17 protein-coding genes and 2 pseudogenes are annotated in these 17,971 nt (G+C 59.4%); 5 read left to right on the forward strand and 14 right to left on the reverse strand.

Annotation, left to right across the window (positions count from 1 at the left end; genetic code table 11):
- The first annotated feature begins 10 nt into the window (after positions 1 to 10).
- Positions 11 to 889, forward strand: coding sequence for a LysR family transcriptional regulator (locus AC4PS7_RS27120; RefSeq protein ID WP_010208272.1), 879 nt, complete (start codon positions 11 to 13; stop codon positions 887 to 889).
- On the opposite strand, the gene AC4PS7_RS27125 is transcribed toward AC4PS7_RS27120, so the two are convergent.
- The 5 genes and pseudogenes from AC4PS7_RS27125 to AC4PS7_RS27145 form a co-directional block, all read right to left on the reverse strand.
- Positions 886 to 1,404, reverse strand: a complete 519-nt coding sequence (locus AC4PS7_RS27125) for a DUF1003 domain-containing protein (RefSeq protein WP_010208274.1) — start codon at positions 1,402 to 1,404, stop codon at positions 886 to 888. The two genes, AC4PS7_RS27120 and AC4PS7_RS27125, sit on opposite strands and share 4 nt — an antisense overlap.
- A 75-nt stretch (positions 1,405 to 1,479) precedes the next feature.
- The gene (locus AC4PS7_RS27130; RefSeq protein ID WP_370737429.1) at positions 1,480 to 2,031 is read right to left on the reverse strand and encodes a methyl-accepting chemotaxis protein; all 552 of its coding nucleotides are present in this window, start codon (positions 2,029 to 2,031) and stop codon (positions 1,480 to 1,482) included.
- A pseudogene (locus AC4PS7_RS27135) lies at positions 2,032 to 2,799 on the reverse strand (PAS domain-containing protein); the annotation flags it as partial.
- Positions 2,800 to 3,069: 270 nt separating this feature from the next.
- A complete protein-coding gene (locus AC4PS7_RS27140; RefSeq protein WP_187517339.1) occupies positions 3,070 to 4,119 on the reverse strand; it encodes a diguanylate cyclase in 1,050 nt (349 codons plus the stop codon).
- A 190-nt stretch (positions 4,120 to 4,309) separates the two neighbouring features.
- Positions 4,310 to 4,936 (reverse strand): TetR/AcrR family transcriptional regulator, encoded by a 627-nt coding sequence (locus tag AC4PS7_RS27145; RefSeq protein WP_044287744.1) that lies wholly within the window; start codon positions 4,934 to 4,936, stop codon positions 4,310 to 4,312.
- Between the two features lie 123 nt (positions 4,937 to 5,059).
- Between AC4PS7_RS27145 and AC4PS7_RS27150 the strand changes: the two genes are divergently transcribed.
- The 3 genes from AC4PS7_RS27150 (at position 5,060) to AC4PS7_RS27160 (ending at position 8,579) form a co-directional block, all read left to right on the forward strand.
- On the forward strand, positions 5,060 to 6,109 hold the full coding sequence (locus AC4PS7_RS27150) for an MBL fold metallo-hydrolase (RefSeq protein ID WP_045791704.1): 1,050 nt from the start codon (positions 5,060 to 5,062) through the stop codon (positions 6,107 to 6,109).
- Positions 6,110 to 6,283: 174 nt separating this feature from the next.
- The gene (locus tag AC4PS7_RS27155) at positions 6,284 to 6,979 is read left to right on the forward strand and encodes a hypothetical protein (RefSeq protein ID WP_231621419.1); all 696 of its coding nucleotides are present in this window, start codon (positions 6,284 to 6,286) and stop codon (positions 6,977 to 6,979) included.
- Between the two features lie 97 nt (positions 6,980 to 7,076).
- A complete protein-coding gene (locus AC4PS7_RS27160) occupies positions 7,077 to 8,579 on the forward strand; it encodes an amidase family protein (protein WP_492179835.1) in 1,503 nt (500 codons plus the stop codon).
- Between the two features lie 223 nt (positions 8,580 to 8,802).
- On the opposite strand, the gene AC4PS7_RS27165 is transcribed toward AC4PS7_RS27160, so the two are convergent.
- The 7 genes from AC4PS7_RS27165 to argH all read right to left on the reverse strand — a co-directional run bounded on the left by AC4PS7_RS27165 (position 8,803) and on the right by argH (position 15,558).
- Positions 8,803 to 9,168, reverse strand: a complete 366-nt coding sequence (locus AC4PS7_RS27165; RefSeq protein WP_021491290.1) for a helix-turn-helix domain-containing protein — start codon at positions 9,166 to 9,168, stop codon at positions 8,803 to 8,805.
- 94 nt (positions 9,169 to 9,262) lie between these two features.
- The gene (locus AC4PS7_RS27170) at positions 9,263 to 10,210 is read right to left on the reverse strand and encodes a hypothetical protein (RefSeq protein WP_154846699.1); all 948 of its coding nucleotides are present in this window, start codon (positions 10,208 to 10,210) and stop codon (positions 9,263 to 9,265) included.
- 54 nt (positions 10,211 to 10,264) lie between these two features.
- Entirely contained in the window at positions 10,265 to 11,434 is a 1,170-nt protein-coding gene (locus AC4PS7_RS27175) for an MFS transporter (RefSeq protein WP_010208287.1), read from the reverse strand.
- 75 nt (positions 11,435 to 11,509) lie between these two features.
- Positions 11,510 to 12,331, reverse strand: coding sequence for an ABC transporter substrate-binding protein (locus tag AC4PS7_RS27180; protein ID WP_042571263.1), 822 nt, complete (start codon positions 12,329 to 12,331; stop codon positions 11,510 to 11,512).
- Between the two features lie 25 nt (positions 12,332 to 12,356).
- The gene (locus AC4PS7_RS27185; protein WP_010208290.1) at positions 12,357 to 13,121 is read right to left on the reverse strand and encodes an amino acid ABC transporter ATP-binding protein; all 765 of its coding nucleotides are present in this window, start codon (positions 13,119 to 13,121) and stop codon (positions 12,357 to 12,359) included.
- A gap of 24 nt (positions 13,122 to 13,145) precedes the next feature.
- Positions 13,146 to 14,024, reverse strand: coding sequence for an amino acid ABC transporter permease (locus AC4PS7_RS27190; RefSeq protein ID WP_010208291.1), 879 nt, complete (start codon positions 14,022 to 14,024; stop codon positions 13,146 to 13,148).
- Between the two features lie 106 nt (positions 14,025 to 14,130).
- Complete coding sequence (gene argH, locus AC4PS7_RS27195; RefSeq protein WP_431480412.1) at positions 14,131 to 15,558, reverse strand: argininosuccinate lyase; 1,428 nt, start codon at positions 15,556 to 15,558, stop codon at positions 14,131 to 14,133.
- Between the two features lie 193 nt (positions 15,559 to 15,751).
- Between argH and AC4PS7_RS27200 the strand changes: the two genes are divergently transcribed.
- Positions 15,752 to 16,711: a LysR family transcriptional regulator gene (locus AC4PS7_RS27200; RefSeq protein ID WP_256454523.1), complete on the forward strand. Its 960-nt coding sequence runs from the start codon at positions 15,752 to 15,754 to the stop codon at positions 16,709 to 16,711.
- 251 nt (positions 16,712 to 16,962) lie between these two features.
- Here the strand turns inward: AC4PS7_RS27200 and AC4PS7_RS27205 are convergent, their stop codons facing one another.
- Positions 16,963 to 17,604, reverse strand: coding sequence for an HAD-IB family hydrolase (locus tag AC4PS7_RS27205; RefSeq protein ID WP_010208296.1), 642 nt, complete (start codon positions 17,602 to 17,604; stop codon positions 16,963 to 16,965).
- Positions 17,605 to 17,676: 72 nt separating this feature from the next.
- Positions 17,677 to 17,850: pseudogene (locus tag AC4PS7_RS27210) on the reverse strand (HNH endonuclease); the annotation flags it as partial.
- Positions 17,851 to 17,971 lie beyond the last annotated feature (121 nt).

The following is a 17,971-nucleotide window of genomic DNA, read 5'->3' on the forward strand; positions in this document are numbered from 1 at the left end:
GTATCCACACATGCTCAATGCAGCGACGCACTATTCAATCGACTACCCAGACTTATCGTTGATCCTCGCCCTGGTGCGTGGCGGCACGCTCGCACGGGCGGCGGCGCTGTTGCGCGTGGACGTGTCCACGGTGTTCCGCGCGGTGCGGCGCCTGGAGGCGGCGCTGGGCCAGACGTTGTTTGAAAAAAGCCGCGCCGGCTACCTGCCCACCAGTCTGGCGAGCAACCTGGCGCAGCAGGCAGAACGCGCCGAACAAGCGCTGGAGGCCGCGCGCATCGGTGTGGAGCAAGGCGGTGAGGTGATCAGCGGCACGGTGCGCCTGACCTGCACCGACTCGGTGCTGCAAGGCTTGCTGTTGCCGGCCCTGGCGCAGTTCATGCCAGAGTACCCGGCGCTGACCTTGGAGTTGAGCACGTCGAATGATTTTGCCAACCTCAGCCGCCGCGACGCCGATATCGCCCTGCGCCTGACCCGCACGCCGCCGGAGCATCTGGTGGGGCGGCGCCTGGGCAATGTGGCTTATCAGGTGTGTGCCCGTCCGGAGTTCGCCCAACAGCACATGGGTCATGAATTGGCTGACCTGCCTTGGATCGCCCCGGATGACTTCCTGCCCGACCACCCCACGGTCGTCTGGCGCCGCGAGCACTTGCCTGGCGTGCGCCCCAGCTATCGCTGCAACAGCATGTTATCGGTCACCGAGTTGGTGCGTGCGGGTTTGGGGGTGGCGGCGTTGCCCGACTTTTTAATGGGTGAAGGCCTGCAGCCGTTGGGCCCTGCATTGGCGGGGCATGACACAGCGCTGTGGTTGCTCACGCGTCCCGATTGTCGGGCGCTGCGCTCAGTGGTCACGCTGTTTGATGAGTTGGGCCGACACGTGCGGTTGCCTTAGGTTTTTCGCACAAAGTGCTCATGCATTTCGCTCGTCAGGCTTTCGATTCGTTCTGTCAGTTGCTTGGTCATCTCCGTGAGGCGAGTATTTTGCTCCAGCAGCTCCAGTAACTGTTTGCTGGTCTGAGCCGCCTGGGCCTGGCGCTCAGTGTTAGCGCTGGCCAGGGCTTCGCGGTGTTGGGCGTCGGCCTCTGACTGCGCCTTGTCGCGAGCGGCCTGGCGCGTCTGGGCCAGCAGGATCAGCGGCGCGGCATAGGCCGCTTGCAGGCTGAAGGCCAGGTTGAGCAGGATGAACGGGTACACATCGAAGTGCGTGATGCCGGTCGTGTTCAGCACCACCCACACCACCACGATTGCGGTTTGTGCGCCGAGGAAGGTAGGCGTGCCGAAGAACCGGGCGAAAGCTTCAGCCTTGAGGGCAAAAGTGTCATTGCCGAAGGTCGGCGCCAAGTGGGCGTGGCGACGGTGGAAGCGCAGGTGGTCGACGGAAGCGGTTTCGGTCTTTTCTGGGGTCATGGCGGGCTCGGACGTTTGCTTGAAAACAAGCAAGCACTATAGACCGAGCGCTCACCCCCCCGTATGAAGATCGGCTCAGTTGCCACCGCGCTCATTGGCGAATGCACTCACCGCCTGCACCGCGTCGCTGGTGCCTTCGCGGATTTGCAGGATCACCGTGCCGGCGCGGTTGGCCAGGTCGACCCCTTGCGCGGCGCGGTCGCGGGTGCCGTCCATGCTGTGGATGGCTTGGCGGGTTTCGTCCTGGATCATCGCGATCATGCTGGAGATTTCCGCCGTGGAGCCGCTGGTGCGTGCAGCCAATTGCCGCACTTCATCAGCCACCACCGCAAACCCGCGACCTTGCTCGCCTGCACGCGCCGCCTCGATGGCGGCGTTGAGGGCCAGCAGGTTGGTCTGGTCAGCGATGCCGCGAATGGTGTTGACGATGGCGGTGATCTGCTGCGAGCGCTCGCCCAGCTTGGCGATCAGTTGTGAGGAACCGTCGATATCCGCTGCAATATCGCGCATGCCGCTGGCGGTTTGCTGGATCACTTCGGCACCTTTTTCGGCGATGTCCCGGGTGTTCAGGGAGATGTGATACGCCTGGGCGGCACTGGCGGCGTCGGCGGTATGTTGCTGCACCATGGCGGTCACGTCCGAGGCGAACTTCACCACTTTGCACAGGCGCCCGCCAGCGTCGTACACCGGGTTGTAGTTGGCTTCGAGCCACACGGCCTGGCCGTTCTTATCCACCCGTTCGAACTGGCCGCTGAACATTTCGCCCTGGTTCAGGCGCCGCCAGAAATCCTCGTAGGCCGGGCTGTTGGCCAACGCTTTCGTGCAGAACAGGCGGTGGTGCTGGCCCTGGACCTGCGCGAGGGTGTAACCCATGCGCTGCAGGAAGTTTGCATTGGCCGTGATGATGGTGCCGTCGAGGTTGAACTCGATCACCGCCATGGCCCGGCTGATGGCGGCCAGTTTGGCATTGGCTTCACTTTCTGCCTGCAGGCGTGGGGTGACATCCATGGCGTACTTCACCACTTTGATGACATGGCCCGCGTCATCGCGCACCGGGTTGTAGCTGGCTTCCAGCCACACCGACTGGCCATCGCCGGCCACCCGTTCAAAGGTGCCGGACTGGTACTGGCCATTGCGCAGGTTCGACCACAACTGGTTGTACTCGGCGCTGCGGGCGAACGCGGGAGTGCAGAACATTCGATGGGACTGGCCCTCGATCTGCTCGGCGCGGTAACCCATGGCCTGGAGGAAGTTGGCATTGGCCCGCAGCACGTTGCCGTGCAGGTCGAATTCGATCACCGCCATGGAGCGCTCGATGGCGTCCAACAGACTGGCGTGTTGGGCAAGGGTGTGTTGCAGGGAATCTATGGTTTTCTTGTGGGCGTTGAATAGCATGTTCGGGTGCTCGGACAAGCAGGCTGCTGGGAGTTTCCATGGGTGTGCGCCTGCCCCCGTAAGGCATGCGCCGTACGGTTGACTTGCTCATTGTCGGCTTCCTTGTGCCGACAGAGGGGTGGGACAACGGGTTCAGAGTGATCAGCCTGACAAGAAGTTCGCCGCAATGGCAGGACCTTTTTTGGGTAGCCGACAAGTGGTGGCCTTTTGCTTTGATCCAGCGCGCAGGAAGGAAACTCAGATGAGGTGTGGTAGGACCGGTTCCGGCGACTAAGCGACCCTCTCGTCGCTCATGTTGACCCGGTTACGCCCGGTGTCTTTTGCGGCATACAGCGCTCGGTCCGCCGCATTCAGCCACATGGCGGCGTCGGTAAAGACGGGTTGGAAATCGGCCAGGCCGATGCTCAGGCTCACGCGCAATTCAGGGATCTGTGGGTTGCGGTAATTGCTGAAGGTCTCGCGCATGCGCTCCATGACCTGGGCGGCCTGTTCCATGGGCATTTGCGGAAGAATCACACAGAATTCATCGCCGCCATACCGCCCTGCAAGGTCGTTTTCCCTCAGGTTGCGCCGCAGCTCCAGGCTCAGTTGCCGCAGGACCGCGTCACCGACGATATGGCCGTGGGTGTCATTGATCTGCTTGAAGTGGTCGATATCGATCAGGGCGATGGTGGCGTGGCTTTGCTGTTGCTGACATTTGTGGAATTTGAGGTGCAGCAGGTCTTTCCAAGAGCCGTGATTGAGCAGGCCGGTGAGGCTGTCGGTACGGCTTAGGGCACTGAGCGCGCGTTTGTGTTCCGACAACTTAATCGCCAACTGATAGCAAACCATGCCGATGGCCATGGGGTAGAGCGTTAGCATCGGCAGGCAGGTGTAGACCTGGGTGAGGCTGACGTTGGGGTTGAATTTAATGCCGAAAAGCGCACCTGCGACCCCGATACCGGCCACTTGCGCCAGCAGCCCATGCAGGAACAGCCGCTTGCCGCCCGCCGCCACGTTGTTCATGGTCATCATGGAAAGGATGGTGACGGTTGTCAGTGGTGTGAATTGCGTGGCCGCGGCCCAGAACCCGCCGAACAATGAGTCGTACAACAGGTTGCGTTGTTCGGCCTGGTAGGGAAATTGCGAGCGCGCTGAGAGTTGGTAGGCCACATGCGCCCAGGCGAAACCGTTGAACAGCAGAAAAGCCCAGACCCAGCCCGGCATTGCGAGCGGATAAAGCGCGCCTGTGACACTGATGCAGCCGATGCCCAAGCCGATAATCCTTGGCTTGTAGATACGTCTGGCAAATGAAAGCCCTTTGCCTCGTCTGTTTTCCATAAATTCCTGGGGCTGTTCTTTATTAGCAGGTGCGGCAAGGCGCGTCAGCGGGTCGAACCGTTGATCGGATAATAGCTGTGAATATTGTCAGTTATTCGCGTGGGAATAATCAGTGTCCTTCCAAGCCATTTGTTCAGGACAGCGCGTGAATATGCCAAAAAGATCAGGAATGTCGTTCACACCACAGGTTTTATGGCTGACGGGAAGGGGTGACTTCGTAGCCGGCCAGGAACAGGTCGATGGCGGACTCGATAACATTGGCCTGAGTGGCGGCGTCCAGAACCGGTTGGCCGAGCGTAATTTGCGGCCAGAAGGCGAACGCCTTGAGCAGGCTCTGAATCTGGTGCGCGGCAAATGCCGGGTCGTTGCAATTGAGCCGGCCATCTTCCTGGGCGGCGCGGACCCATTGGGTAAAACCCTCTTCGCGCTTGCTCAGACGGGTGACCATGTCCTGCGCACGCTCCGGCGAATGGATGGTGGCGGCGATGGCGACCCTGGCAAGGTCGAGGAAATTGGCGTCCGCCATCATCTTCATCTTCGCTTCCAGCAAACCGCGCAGTTGTTCGCGCAGTGGGCGGTCGCTGGCGTAGCTGACGTCGAGCTGCGCAACGCTGCTTGCCCAGAGTTGATGGAGAATTTCGGCAAACAACTCCTCCTTGCTGGGGAAGTGGTTGTACACCGTGCGTTTGGAAACGCCGGCGGTGGCGGCAATCTTGTCCATGCTGGTGACCTCGAAACCGTTTTCGCGAAACTCAGCGATGGCCGCGGCCACGATGGCTTCGCGTTTACGGTCGGTGAGGCGTTGAGGGGCAGTCATGGAGGGCGCTCGGTTCGTCAAGGAAAGTTACACTCAGTAGTTTACTTGCTGTGTATTTTGTTGCAATCTTAAAACTACACTGTGCAGTGTAATTAAAGATCGGTCTGTAGGAGTCACCTGTAAATGGCCACGATTTCGTCCCGTGTCGATTCTTCGCCGGCAGCGCCCAAGCAAGACCAAGGGCACTTCAGCAACGAGGCGCCCGTACAGCAGGGTGGCTTCGGCAAAACCCTGCGTATTTTCTGGAATATGTTGTTCAACAAGCCGCGTAGCACGCGGCCGGTGGGGCAGATCCCGGTGCAGCCGCTGACGCGCGAGCAGCTGTTGGCGGCGCCGGATCACAGTGTGTTCCGCCTTGGGCATTCCACGGTCTTGCTGAAAATGCGCGGCAAATTCTGGGTGACCGACCCGGTGTTCGCCGAGCGTGCGTCGCCGTTCAGTTGGGCCGGCCCCAAGCGTTTCCACCCGCCGCCCATCAGTCTTGATGAGCTGCCGCCGCTAGAGGCAGTGATTCTTTCCCACAACCACTACGACCATCTTGACCGCAAGGCTGTCGTCCAATTGGCCGATAAGACCCGCTATTTTCTCGCGCCGCTGGGCGTCGGGGACATTCTGGTGAAATGGGGCGTGGACGCCAGCAAAGTGCGCCAGCTGGATTGGTGGCAGGGCACTGAGGTGGAGGGCATTCGGTTTGTTGCCACGCCTGCGCAGCATTTTTCCGGGCGGGGCCTGTTGGATGCCAACCAGACCTTGTGGTGTTCCTGGGTGATGATCGATGGTGCGCGACGGATTTTTTTCAGCGGCGATACCGGTTACTTCGACGGCTTTAAACGCATCGGCGAACAGTACGGTCCGTTTGACCTGACGCTGATGGAAACAGGCGCTTACAACGTCGATTGGCCCCACGTGCACATGCAACCTGAGCAAACCCTGCAAGCGCATATCGATCTCAAAGGTCGCTGGTTGCTGCCGATTCATAACGGCACCTTCGACCTGGCGTTCCATGCCTGGCACGAACCGTTCGACCGCATCATGGCCCTGGCCTGGGAGCGCAACGTGTGTATCACCACACCGCAGATGGGGCAGGCGTTCAGCTTGAACCAGCCTGAGCGAGGGTGTGCGTGGTGGCTGGAGGTTGAAGCCCAAGGTGCGCAGGAACAGCTAGCCGGCTGACGGAACAGCCGCCGGAAAAAGGAGTTTTCAAGCTGTTTCAGAGCTGCGACAGACGCCAGCCAAGGGTGCGATGATCCCCGGAAAATCAATTCTCGGGGGACGGTATTTATGGAGAGTAAGTGTCGGAAATATTGGCAGGCGGGTATACCGTGCCCACCGAGTCAACCAGCTTCTGTGCTCACTGAAGCGTCTGGCCTGGCGACTTCGCTCAACGAGCAAGGGAACCCGCGAAGTATCGCTTTCGGTGTCGAGCCCCAGGCTCGTGACAACCCTGGACGAATCGTCCCCATTCCAGGTTATGACGCTCCGAGTCTTCCCCTGAAACCCTTGCGCGACCCGGCGCTGTCGTTGATTGCCTTAAGTGGCGTCGATCCCTCTGGGCCGGTGATGGTTGAAGTCCCCTTGGTGGAAAACAACACGGCCTTCACGGCTACTCACGCGCTGGGCGGCAGGCGCGTGGGGTTTGCCGAGCGGTTTGTGGATGACCACGAAGAGGGGCGGATCGAACACCCTCCCTCCTTCCTGAAAGCCTTGGACATCCTGCGCCAGGCCGGTACCGAGCTGGTACCAGTGCCTGCACACCGGGCCAATCACACCCTTCACACCCGCAACGAAATCGATGAGCTGGTGCGTGCATTCCGACTGGATGCCCTGGTATCCGACAGCCGTAGCAGCGCCTTCCACAGCGCGTGCTGGAGTGGCTACCCGGGGGTTGGCGCGCCGCTCGAGGATGGCGCGACGCTGTGGTTCTACGGCGCACGTTGGGCGAAAGATTGGCTGCCGGCGCTGGTACAGGGCTATCAAAACGTGTGCCGTCTGATGGATCGGCAGGATGAGCCACCCGCAGCGCTGAACTATCCCACACGGTGAATCACCCTCGCCGCGCTGCCAAGGAGGGGTGAAGTTTTTAGACTGGCCTACGGATCAACGTTGGTCCTTCTTCATTTCTTACTTCTCAGGAGGTCGTATGTTAGGAATCGCATATGGCATGGGCGCCATGGTTTGGCAGGTCGTAGAGTCGTTCGCTGGAGACGCCTCACCCACGGCTTCAACACCTGTGCCCGCGGGTACTGAATACCTCGGTGTCAACGAGCTCAGCAGGCAAATGGCCCTGCCGGGCGGGCTCACTTCGGCCGATCTGGTCACTCACCTGCAGGCGCGGATTCGCAGACTGGATCCGCAACTGAGCGCCATCATCGAACTCAACCCCAAGGCGCTTGAAACCGCACGTGAGTTGGACCGTGAGCGGGCCAATGGCAACGTGCGCGGGCCGCTGCATGGCATGCCCATCTTGCTCAAGGACACGATCGAAACCGAAGGCATGCAAACCAGTGCGGGTGCGTTTGGGCTGGTCGGTGCATCAGCCAGCAAGAACGCCCCGTTGGTGGACTACCTGATCCAGCAGGGCGCGGTGATCCTCGGCAAAACCAACATGACTGAAATGGCTGGGTTCCGTGGGGGCCCCGATGGTTGGAGCAGTCGGGGCGGGCAGACCCGCAACCCTCATCAAAGGGATGCCGACGTTGGAGGGTCCAGCTCCGGCTCTGCCGCCGCCGTTGCAGCAGGGTTGGCGCCCATGGCGGTGGGGGCAGAAACCAACGGTTCGATCATTGTGCCGGCAGCGCGCAACGGTATTGTCGGGCTCAAGCCCACTGTCGGCCTGCTGGATCGCAATGGAATTATTCCCGCGAGCCAGTACCAGGACACACCGGGCCCGATGACGCGTTCTGTGTTTGATGCTGCACTGATGCTCAATGCCATGTCAGGCAGTGATCCTGCGGATCCAGCAAGCGTGGGAGCACCCCAAGGTATCGATTACACCCAGTTACTGGTTCCAGGCGCGTTGAAAGGCAAGCGTATCGGCTATCCCGCCACGTTCTCCAAAGAGGGTGAAACCCTGCCAGTGGAGAACAGCACGACGTTCAATCGGACATTGGAAGTGCTTCGCGAGCAAGGCGCGGTGTTGGTGCCGGTCAACCTGCGCCTGGCCGATGCCTCACGGTACGACGAACTATTGCTTTCGGATGTGAAGGACTCACTGAATACCTACCTGGGCAAGCGCTCGGGATTGCCGGTCAAGTCGCTGACCGAACTGATCCGGTTCAACGACGAACGCGATGGCAGTGAGACGGATCATCAACCGGTGCTCAGGGAAATCAGCGCCTCAACGCTGACGCCAGCAGCACGCAAGCCACTGTGGGAGGCGCTCATCCAGGATTTCAGAAGCTCGATCGATGACCCGATCAAGGCAGAAAACCTGGACGCGATGGTGTCGGATTTCGACACCAACAGTTACTTCGGCGTCGCGGCAGCCGGCTATCCGGGAATCGCCGTACCGTCTGGTGTAGATGAGGATGGTCTACCCACCAGTGCTTACTTTTTTGGTACCCAATGGGCCGAGCCTACCTTGCTGGCAGTGGCCCATGGGTATGAGCAAGCAGCTCAGGTAGCGGTTAAGCCGCAACTTTGACACCGTAGCGTGCCGCTGGGGAGCGATGCGACAGGTTGGGTGCCAGGGAGCCTTGCTGTTTCGTAGGCGTCCCTGCTGCTCGATCTTGGCGACCACTTCATCGACACCATCGCCCGCGAAACCGGCTTCGGCGAGCTGGAACGGATGCGCCGTGCATTCCTGCGTGCCTTTGGCCAACCGCCGCACATGATGCGCTGGGCGCGACAACTGCAGGCATGAAGCTCTACGCACCTTTAGGTTCAAGAGATGCCGACGTTGTGCCTATCAGACGGGAGAGGATGCCCTGCGCTACAGGCTCTGGTTCTGCACAGTCAAACCGGCGCACACTCATCCCCCACCCCGGTGCAAACCCCGGGAAAAACACCAGCCCTTCAGCTTCCAACCGAAACGCCAAGGCCAGGCGGGTTTCATCCCCCACGTCATGCTGGCTTTCAAACTGTTGAACCGCCTCAACGGCCACACCGGCCTGGCGAGCCAGGTCTTCCCGGCTCCAGCCCAGCATCGCGCGGGCTTGCACACTGTGTTTGGCGGTGAATTGATGCAGGACGATCTGCTGTTCTACGAAAGAGCTCATTGCCAGAGAGGACATGGGGTTTCTCCAGGTTCGACGGGGGGAGGGCAAACTATACTGTGTTTTTGTACAGTTGTTTTGACCGCTCATCAACTGGATTTTTGCTGACCCACTATTCCACCCCTGGCGCCTCCCGAATGATCAGATGGTCCAGGTTCTCGATATTGGCACTGAATACCCCGAAGGTCTGCTCGGGATTCTTCTTGCTCGGCACCTGTTTCAGCTCCGGCGTCACCCCGTAGAAAAAGCAGTACAACGCGCGCTCACTGTCCACTGCCGCCTTGATCTGCTCCAGGAACACCTTGCGTTTGCGGTAGTTCTCAATGAGTTTTTTACTCAGGTAGACGTTGACCGAGTAGGGCTTCTTGTCGAGCCACACTTTCTTTTCGAAGTCGATGCGAAAGCTGCTGGTGTAGTCCTTGATCGCCCTGATCTTGCCCCAGTAGATCAGGCCTTTGTTGTCTTGCAGGTATTCGATTTTCTTGAAAAACGTCCAGTAGGTCGCGGTGTGGTCACCGATTTTCAACGGCATGGACTTGAGCTTGTCTTTGTCGTCGATGTTGGACACGAAACATTCGACCGGGTGGGCGAACACGCTGGTTTTGTCTGGGGTGCTGTCATTGGTGCGGTGGGATACAGAGCTTCGGTTTGAGGGCGCTTTCACTGGATCGTGTGGGATGCTTCCCTCTGTACTCGCAAGCGGTGTCTGGCGTTCGTACTGACGACGGGTGAGTACAAACTCCGATGGGAAATGGTCCTCACGCTCGTCGTCACTGTCATCTACCGCAGTCTTGTGCGTGCTGGCGTAACGACAACCGTCGATATGCCGGGTGCTGGTCTTGTTCTTGAAATGCGGCGTGCGCAGGTAATTGACGTTTTTGGCGTTGAAGGTGCTCAGCGCGTTGCCGGGATCAAACGCCGCACGACAGTCGTCATTGGGGCAGAGAAAGCTGTCCTTGTCTGAGTCGAAATCGGCTGTTTCGTCGAAATTCAGGTCTCGTACGTCGTAGATCGACAGCTTATCATCGAGACTCAGGCAGTAGGCCGTGTCGAATTTCATGGGGCTTGGGTCCGTGAGAGGTTTGGCTATTAATAGCGGGATCCTGCGTAAATATCAGCAAGAACCTGCAACCCGCCGCCCGCTCAAGAAGCACAGCGCACCGCCCGCCGCCGTCAACCCGGCCAGTGCATAAAACATCGTGGTCGGCGGTGAGTTGATCAACAAATAGCCACAAATCACCGGGCTCAGCGCCCCGCCAAAGGCCGCCAGGTTCTGCGCGCCGTAGTAACTGCCACGCAGCGACTCGGGGGCAAGGGTGTCGATAAACAGGAATTCGGACGGGAAGATAATCATCTCGCCCAACGTGAACACGAACATGGCCACACACCACGACAGCAGGCTGTCGGCCTGGCTGAAGCCGATCAGGCCGCCGATGAACAGCGCAGTGCCCAGCAGGATCCAGTAACGCAATTGCTCACGCTTAAGGAAGCGGCCGATCTGGTATTGCAGCACCATCACCGTGATTGCGTTGCACGCCAGCACGGCGGAAAGAATTTTCAGTGCATCATCCGGGTTGTGAATCACCAGCAGAAATTGCGACAGGTACAAGGTGTAACGGCCATGCACGATGGTGCTTAGCAGGCTGCCGCCGGTGAACAGCACCAGGCTGCGATCGTTGCGCAGGGTTTTCAGCGTGGTGAGAAAACTCAAGGGCTTGCTGCTTTCCTCACGCTGGGTTGGCGGGATGCCTATCATCAGGAACACGCTGATAAACGCGATGGCGCTGGACAGCATGAATGGCAGCAGGGGCATCTGCCCGGCAATGACCACGCCCACCATGGGGCCTGTGGCGTAGCCGATATTGGTCAGGGTGTAGCGCAGGGAAAACACCTTGGCGCGCTGCTCCACCGGCAGGTTCTCGCTGATGATCGCCTTGGAACCGATCAGGAACAGCGCCGATGCCGACTCGGTGATGACGAGTGTCAAGGTGGTGAGGTAAAGGTTGGTGGCAAAGGTCAGCAACAGAAAACCGATGGAGCTGGAGAGCATCGCCAGGATCAGCAGCTTGCGCTTTTCCATGCGGTCGATGACGTAGCCGCCGTACAGGCCCATCAGGGTGGCGGTAAACACCGCGATGCCCATCAGCAAGCCGATGTCCTGCTGGTTGAGGCCCAGGCGCCGGCTGAGCAACAAAGTCATCAAGGGACTGGTCATTGCCCGGCTGATGACGATGGTCAGCGAGCAAATCATCAGGCGGCGGATTACCAGGGAGTAGGTGGCCACGGTGGGGCACATGTCCTTGTCTGGGTGGCTTGGTTTTCTGTAGGAACGAGCGTGCTCGCTCCTACAGAAGGAGGGTTATTGGCCGGCGTTGATGCTGATCTTCTCGACCGCGCCCTGCTCCAGATCCCACTTTTTCAGGATCTTGCCGTAAGTGCCGTCATCGATCATGCCCTGCAACGCTTCACTGATCGCGGTGACCAATTGCGTGTTGCTCTTCTCGATCCCAAGCCCGGTGAACTGCTTGGAAATCGCCAAGCCCACCGGCTTGTACTTGCCCTTGTCCAGCGACATCAAATAAGGAATCGTCTCGCTGCCCTGCATCGCCGCATCCAAGCGGTTCTGCTGCAACTGCGCGCGCGCATCCGCCGAGCCTTCGGTGCCGATTACCACGATCGCTGGCTTACCCGCCGCTTCGCAGTTTTCCTTGCTCCACGCGGCAATTTCCGACGGCCAAGTGGTGCGACGGCTGGTGCCGACTTTTTTCCCGCACAGGTCAGTCAATTCCTTGAGGTCTTCACGCTTGGCCATCGTGTACAGCTGCGGGCCGCTGCTGAAGTAGTCGATAAAGGTTACGGATTTCTGCCGCTCGGCGGTATCGGTCATGCCCGACAGCACGATGTCCACGCGCTTGGTGGTCAGGCCGCTGAGCATTTGCTCGAAGCCGGTTTCCTGCCACTTGATCTTTACGCCCAGGCGCTCGGCGAGGGCGTTGCCCAGATCGAAGTCAAAACCGGTGAGTGTGTTGGTGGCCGGGTCCTTGAAATCCATCGGCGGATAGTTCGGCACGATGGCCGCGCTGATCTCACCCTTGTCCTTGATTGCCGCCGGCAAAGCCGCGAAAACAGCGGAGGAGGCCAGCAAGCCTGCGAGCAAGGTTGGGATAAATAATTTTTTCATGGGGGCGTTCTCGTTTGTTTTTTAGTTAAGTGCGAACGGCAGAAATAAAGCTTTGGGTACGCGGGTTTTGTGGGCTTATTAGAATTTCTTCGGGGCTGCCGGCTTCCACAATCTGACCGGCATCCATGAACACCATGCGGTTGGACACTTCGCGGGCGAAGCCCAACTCGTGGGTGACCACGATCATGGTCATGCCGGTGGTGGCTAGATCGCGCATCACCGACAGCACCTCTCCTACCAGCTCCGGGTCGAGGGCTGACGTGGGTTCGTCAAACAACATCAACTTGGGGCGCATGGCCAATGCGCGGGCAATCGCCACACGCTGTTGCTGGCCGCCGGATAACTCCACAGGGTAGGCATTGCGCTTGTCTGCCAGGCCGACGCGGGCCAGCAACTCCAGCGCATCTTCGATGGCCTCCTTGGGCGAGCGCTTGAGCACCTGGCACGGGCCTTCGATGATGTTCTGCAACACGGTCATATGAGGGAACAAATTGAAGCGTTGGAACACCATGCCGGTGGCCAGGCGCTGGCGGGCAATCTGCGATTCATTCATCTCATGCAGCTTGTTGCCGACGACCCGGTAACCCACCAGTTCGCCGTCGACCCACAGGCCGCCCTTGTCGATTTTTTCCAGTTGGTTGACGCAACGCAGCAGCGTGCTTTTACCGGAACCCGACGGGCCGATGATGCACATCACTTCGCCTTGCTCGACCTCGATGTTGATGTCGCGCAGCGCGTGATACTGGTCGTAATACTTGTTCAGGTTGACGGCCTTGACGATGCTTCTCATGGGGCAAATCTCCTCAACCCAGACTTACGAACGCTTGCCGGCGCCGCGGGCAAAACGACGCTCAAGGCGGCTTTGACCAAATGAAAGAACAGTCACCACCGCCAGGTACCAGATGCCGGCCACAATCAGCAGCTCCATGACCCGTGCGTTGGCGTAGTAGATGTTTTGCGCGTTGTGCAGCAGCTCCGAGTACTGGATCACGCTGGCCAGGCTGGTCATTTTCACCATACTGATGAACTCATTGCCTACAGGCGGAATGATCACGCGCATCGCCTGGGGCAGAATTACCCTACGTAGGGCTTGCAGGCTCGGCATGCCGATGGATTTGGCGGCTTCGTACTGGCCGGTGTCGACCGAGAGCAAACCGGCGCGCACCACTTCGGCGGTGTAGGCGCCCTGGTTGATACTCAGGCCGAGCAGGGCAGCCACGAAGGGCGTCATCAGATCGACAGTGTCGATACTGAACAGGCCCGGAATTGCGATCACCGGGAAGATCAGTGCCAGGTTGAACCACAGCAGCAGTTGCAGGATCAGCGGCGTGCCGCGGAACAGCCAGGTGTAGGTGATGGCCACATACCGCAGGATCGGGTTGGCCGACATACGCATGATCGCCGTGATCACGCCGATCACCACGCCCAGCGCCATGGCCAACACCGACATGATGATGGTGTTCACCAGGCCCCAGAGGATGGCTTCAGACGTGAGGAACTGACCGATGTAGGACCATTCGATCTGACCATTGGCAAATGCACGCAACAGCGCGGCCAACACAATCACGATCAACGTGGCAAAAAACATCCGCCCGTAGTAGCGACGCGGCACGTGCTCGTACTGCGTGATATCGAACTGGTTCTCGGACAACTTGCGCTCGGCTTCCAAGCGCTCTGCCGGGGTTTGGTTCATGGTGCTTCTCCAAAACTGATGACGCTACTACTGATGTACTCGGTCCAAATGTGGGAGCGGGCTTGCTCGCGAAAGCGTCAGCCCCAGCACCACACCTCTGACAGGCTTAAATCCGAAAGCCCTGATAGCTCTCAGCCCACTGCTGCTGAGCCGCCAATGCAATCTTCAACCGCCCAATCTGCTCGCGAACCCGCTCCGGCGCCGTCCCGCCCCACCCACTGCGCGCCGCAATCGCCGCTTCCAGGCTCAAGCAGTCCCGCACTTCAGGCAGCAACCGCGCGTCCACCTCCGCCAACATCGCCGGCGAGGCTTCCCACAATTCAATCTCATGCTTCTCACAGGCCTGAACCAGTGCGCCGGTAATCTCATGCGCCTCCTTGAACGGCACACCGCGCGTGGCCAACCAATCCGCCACCTCCGTCGCCAAGGTGAAGCCCATCGGCGCCTGGCGCCGCAGCTCTTCAACCTGCACCTTCATGGTTGCGACCATCCCGGCCATCGCCGGCAGCACCAGCAGCAAGGTATCCACACTGTCCAACACGCTGTGCTTGTCTTCACTTAAATCGCGGTTGTACGACAGCGGCAACGACTTGAGCGTCGACATCAACCCGGTCAGGTTGCCAATCAAGCGCCCAGCCTTGCCCCGCGCCAATTCGGCAATGTCCGGGTTCTTCTTCTGCGGCATGATCGAGCTACCGGTGGCGTAGGCATCGTCCAGCACCACCCAGCGAAACTGCCGCGACGACCACAGGCAAAATTCCTCAGACAGGCGCGAAATATTCACCCCGAGCATGCCCGCCACAAACAGAAACTCCGCCACATGGTCACGGCTGGCGACCGCGTCGATCGAGTTTTCACACGGCCCGGTGTAGCCCATCTCCTTGGCCGAATGCTCCGGCTGGCGCGCAATCGCCGAACCGGCCATGGCCGCCGCACCGAGGGGCGACAACGCCGTTCGCGCATCCCAATCCACCAACCGCTGCACATCCCGCAACATCGATTGCGCGTGGGCCAGCAAGTGATGAGCAAACACAATCGGTTGTGCCTGCTGCAAATGGGTAAAGCCGGGGCAGACGCTCTCGATATGCTGTTCAGCCTGGTCCACTAGTGCTTGCTGCAAACCCAGCACCTCAGTGGTGATGGTGCGCGCGTGGTCGCGCAGGAAAAGACGCAGGTCATTGGCCGTCTGGTCATTGCGCGAACGCCCGGCGCGCAATTTGCCACCCAAGGCGCCCAGGCGCTCGGTCAATACGCGTTCGATAAAGGTGTGCACGTCTTCGTCATCCAGGGTCGGATGCAGCGTGCCGGCGGCGAAGTCCATGCCAATACTGTCCAACGCTTCGAGGGTGCGCAGGGTTTCCGACTCATCCAGCAAACCGGCGCGCTGCAACTCACGTGCATGGGCACGGGAGCCGGCCAGGTCGTAAAGCGTCAGACGGAAATAGCGCTCAGGGCAACGCGACAACGCGGCCAATGCAGCAGACGGACCGGTCTTGAAACGAGCGCCCCAAAGGCGGTCGGTGGGCTGGGACATGGATGTTCCTCACGCTTGTTTTTAGAAGAGTCGGAGGCAGTAAAAATAAGGTTTCAACTAGACTGAATCGGCGTCTGACGCGCCGTATTCATGGTTGCCAAGGGCGGATGTTTATGTTCATTATCGCCGCCTGGCTATGTTCAAGGACTGGGTCAAAGCCTGTTGAATATGGCACTTGAGGTCAACGCGTATTATGGAAACCCCACTTTCCACTTCTGGAAACATACCGCCCAAACCCGGCACAAGACCGCCCCTGCAACTGAGCGGGCTGGACTTCAAATTGCTCCGGGTATTCATGGCGGTTGTCGAAGCCGGCGGCTTCAGCGCCGCGCAAAACGAGCTGAATGTGGGCTTGGCGGCCATCAGCAAACAGATCTCCGACCTTGAAATCCGCATCGGCATGCGCCTGTGTACGCGCGGCAGGGAAGGCTTTGGCCTCACCGAAGAAGGCAAGTTGGTGTATCAGGCGTCCATCGAGTTATTTACCTCGGTGGACAGTTTTCGCGACAAGCTTAGTTCGGCGCAAAACGAGCTTATTGGTGACCTTAGTGTCGGCGTAATTGATAACACTGTATCGGACGTTAATTCGCCGCTGATTACCGCGTTGGGAAAATTACACAGCGAGTCGCCCAAGATTAGATTGCGCTTACATGCCTCACAATTGGACGAAGTTGAGCGCGGTGTGGTGGAAGGAAGGCTGATCGTCGGCATCGTCCCTGTGTACCAACGCCGTGAGGAATTCGACTACTTCCCGCTGTACGAAGAAAAGGCCCACGCCTACTGCGCCGTAGGACATCCGCTGTTCACTGCGAGCGACATCACGCCGGAAGTCTTGCGCCAATACGAAGTGGTTAACCATCGGTACGCGATCCACCGCGACAAGGCCAACTTCGTCAACTACGACAGCCAATCCGCCTCAGCCTCCCAGGTTGAAGCGGTCGCCATCCTGGTGCTGACCGGCCGGTTTATCGGCTTCCTGCCCCAGCACTACGCCGCATCGTTGGTAAGGGAAGGGCGCCTGCGCGCACTGTGCCCGGAGCATGTTCACCTGAGCACCGCCTTCAACCTGATCCTGCGCCACAACGCCCCAAGAAGCCCGCTGGTAAAAGCCTTCGCTACAGCGCTGGGCGTGGACCTCAAAGCCACGACATAAGCTCCGCCGAACACCGCTCAACAAGCTCACGACGCTCAACTGTGGGAGCTGTCGAGCCCCAGCGAGGCTGCGAAGGGATCACCTCGGTCCACCTGCCGAACTCGCTATTGGTATCGATACATTTTCCGCCTAGGCAATGTGCTATCTAACGCGCAGTGTTTTCTACCAGGCACAAAAAAGCCCAACCTTTTCAGGTTGGGCTTCATCACCAATCTGGCATTCAACCCCTGGCATCTCATGCCAGTGCGCGATCACCGCAACTGCTTGCGCTTCTTCTTCGAATGAAAATGCCGAAAATGCGCATCCTGCGCCGCCGCCAACAACTCCCTATCCCCACGCGTATCGCCCCAGGCCCGGAGCCGATACTCCCCCAGGTCTCCATACACCGCTTCAAGGCGCAGCACCTTGTTCTCACACCGGCAGTTATTCCCGGTGAGTTTGCCGGTCAACACCCCGTCGACCACCTCAAGCTCAGTCCCGATCAACTTGATCCCCAGCCGATTCGCAAACGGCTGCAACACCAACGCCGGCGACGCCGAACACAGCGTGACCTCCGCTCCCGAGCCCAACTCGTGCTCCACCGACAACACCCCTGCCGGGCGCATCAGCCGCGCCCAATTGCGCTGGCAATACTCCTCGGCCTTCTGTTGCACCCACGTCTTCTCCACCCCGGTCATAAAGGTGCGAATCAACTGCGCCTTCAACTCATCCCGGCTGATCTGCCGCACCAAAAAGCGCAGCCCCGGCACCGCCAGCTTGACCATCCGGCCATAAAAATCACCGGTACCAAAGGCAAACTTGAGGAAGGGCACGAAACTGTCGTGGTGGGTCAGGGTGCCGTCGAAGTCAAAGACGGAGAGTACTTTGGCGTCAACGGGGCCGGCTTCGAGCATGTCTGGGTTCACGGGTTGGCCTCGGTCCTATCTAGTATTTTTTTAGCGTGCATCAGGTGTGACAGCAGGAGTCTACTCCCGTGCCAATCTTCCGACTTTGCTGTAAAGCGCTTCAGTGAAAGCGTTCCGATCACTCGACCGGTGACAACGCTGATGGTAATTGGGGCATAAGGCTACAGCATTGGTGGTGCGATCCGAACCCTTCTGGGCGAGGTGGTCAGCCGGATGTGCTTCAAGAAGTGGCAATTCACCGGGCATAAAAAAGCCCTGAACACGTCAGGGCTTCATAGGGGGGCTGGGCTCAGGAATCAATCCCAGCTCAGCGCGCCGCCGGTCTGGTACTCGATCACACGGGTTTCGAAGAAGT

The organism is Pseudomonas sp. DW-iso3 (assembly GCF_058725305.1).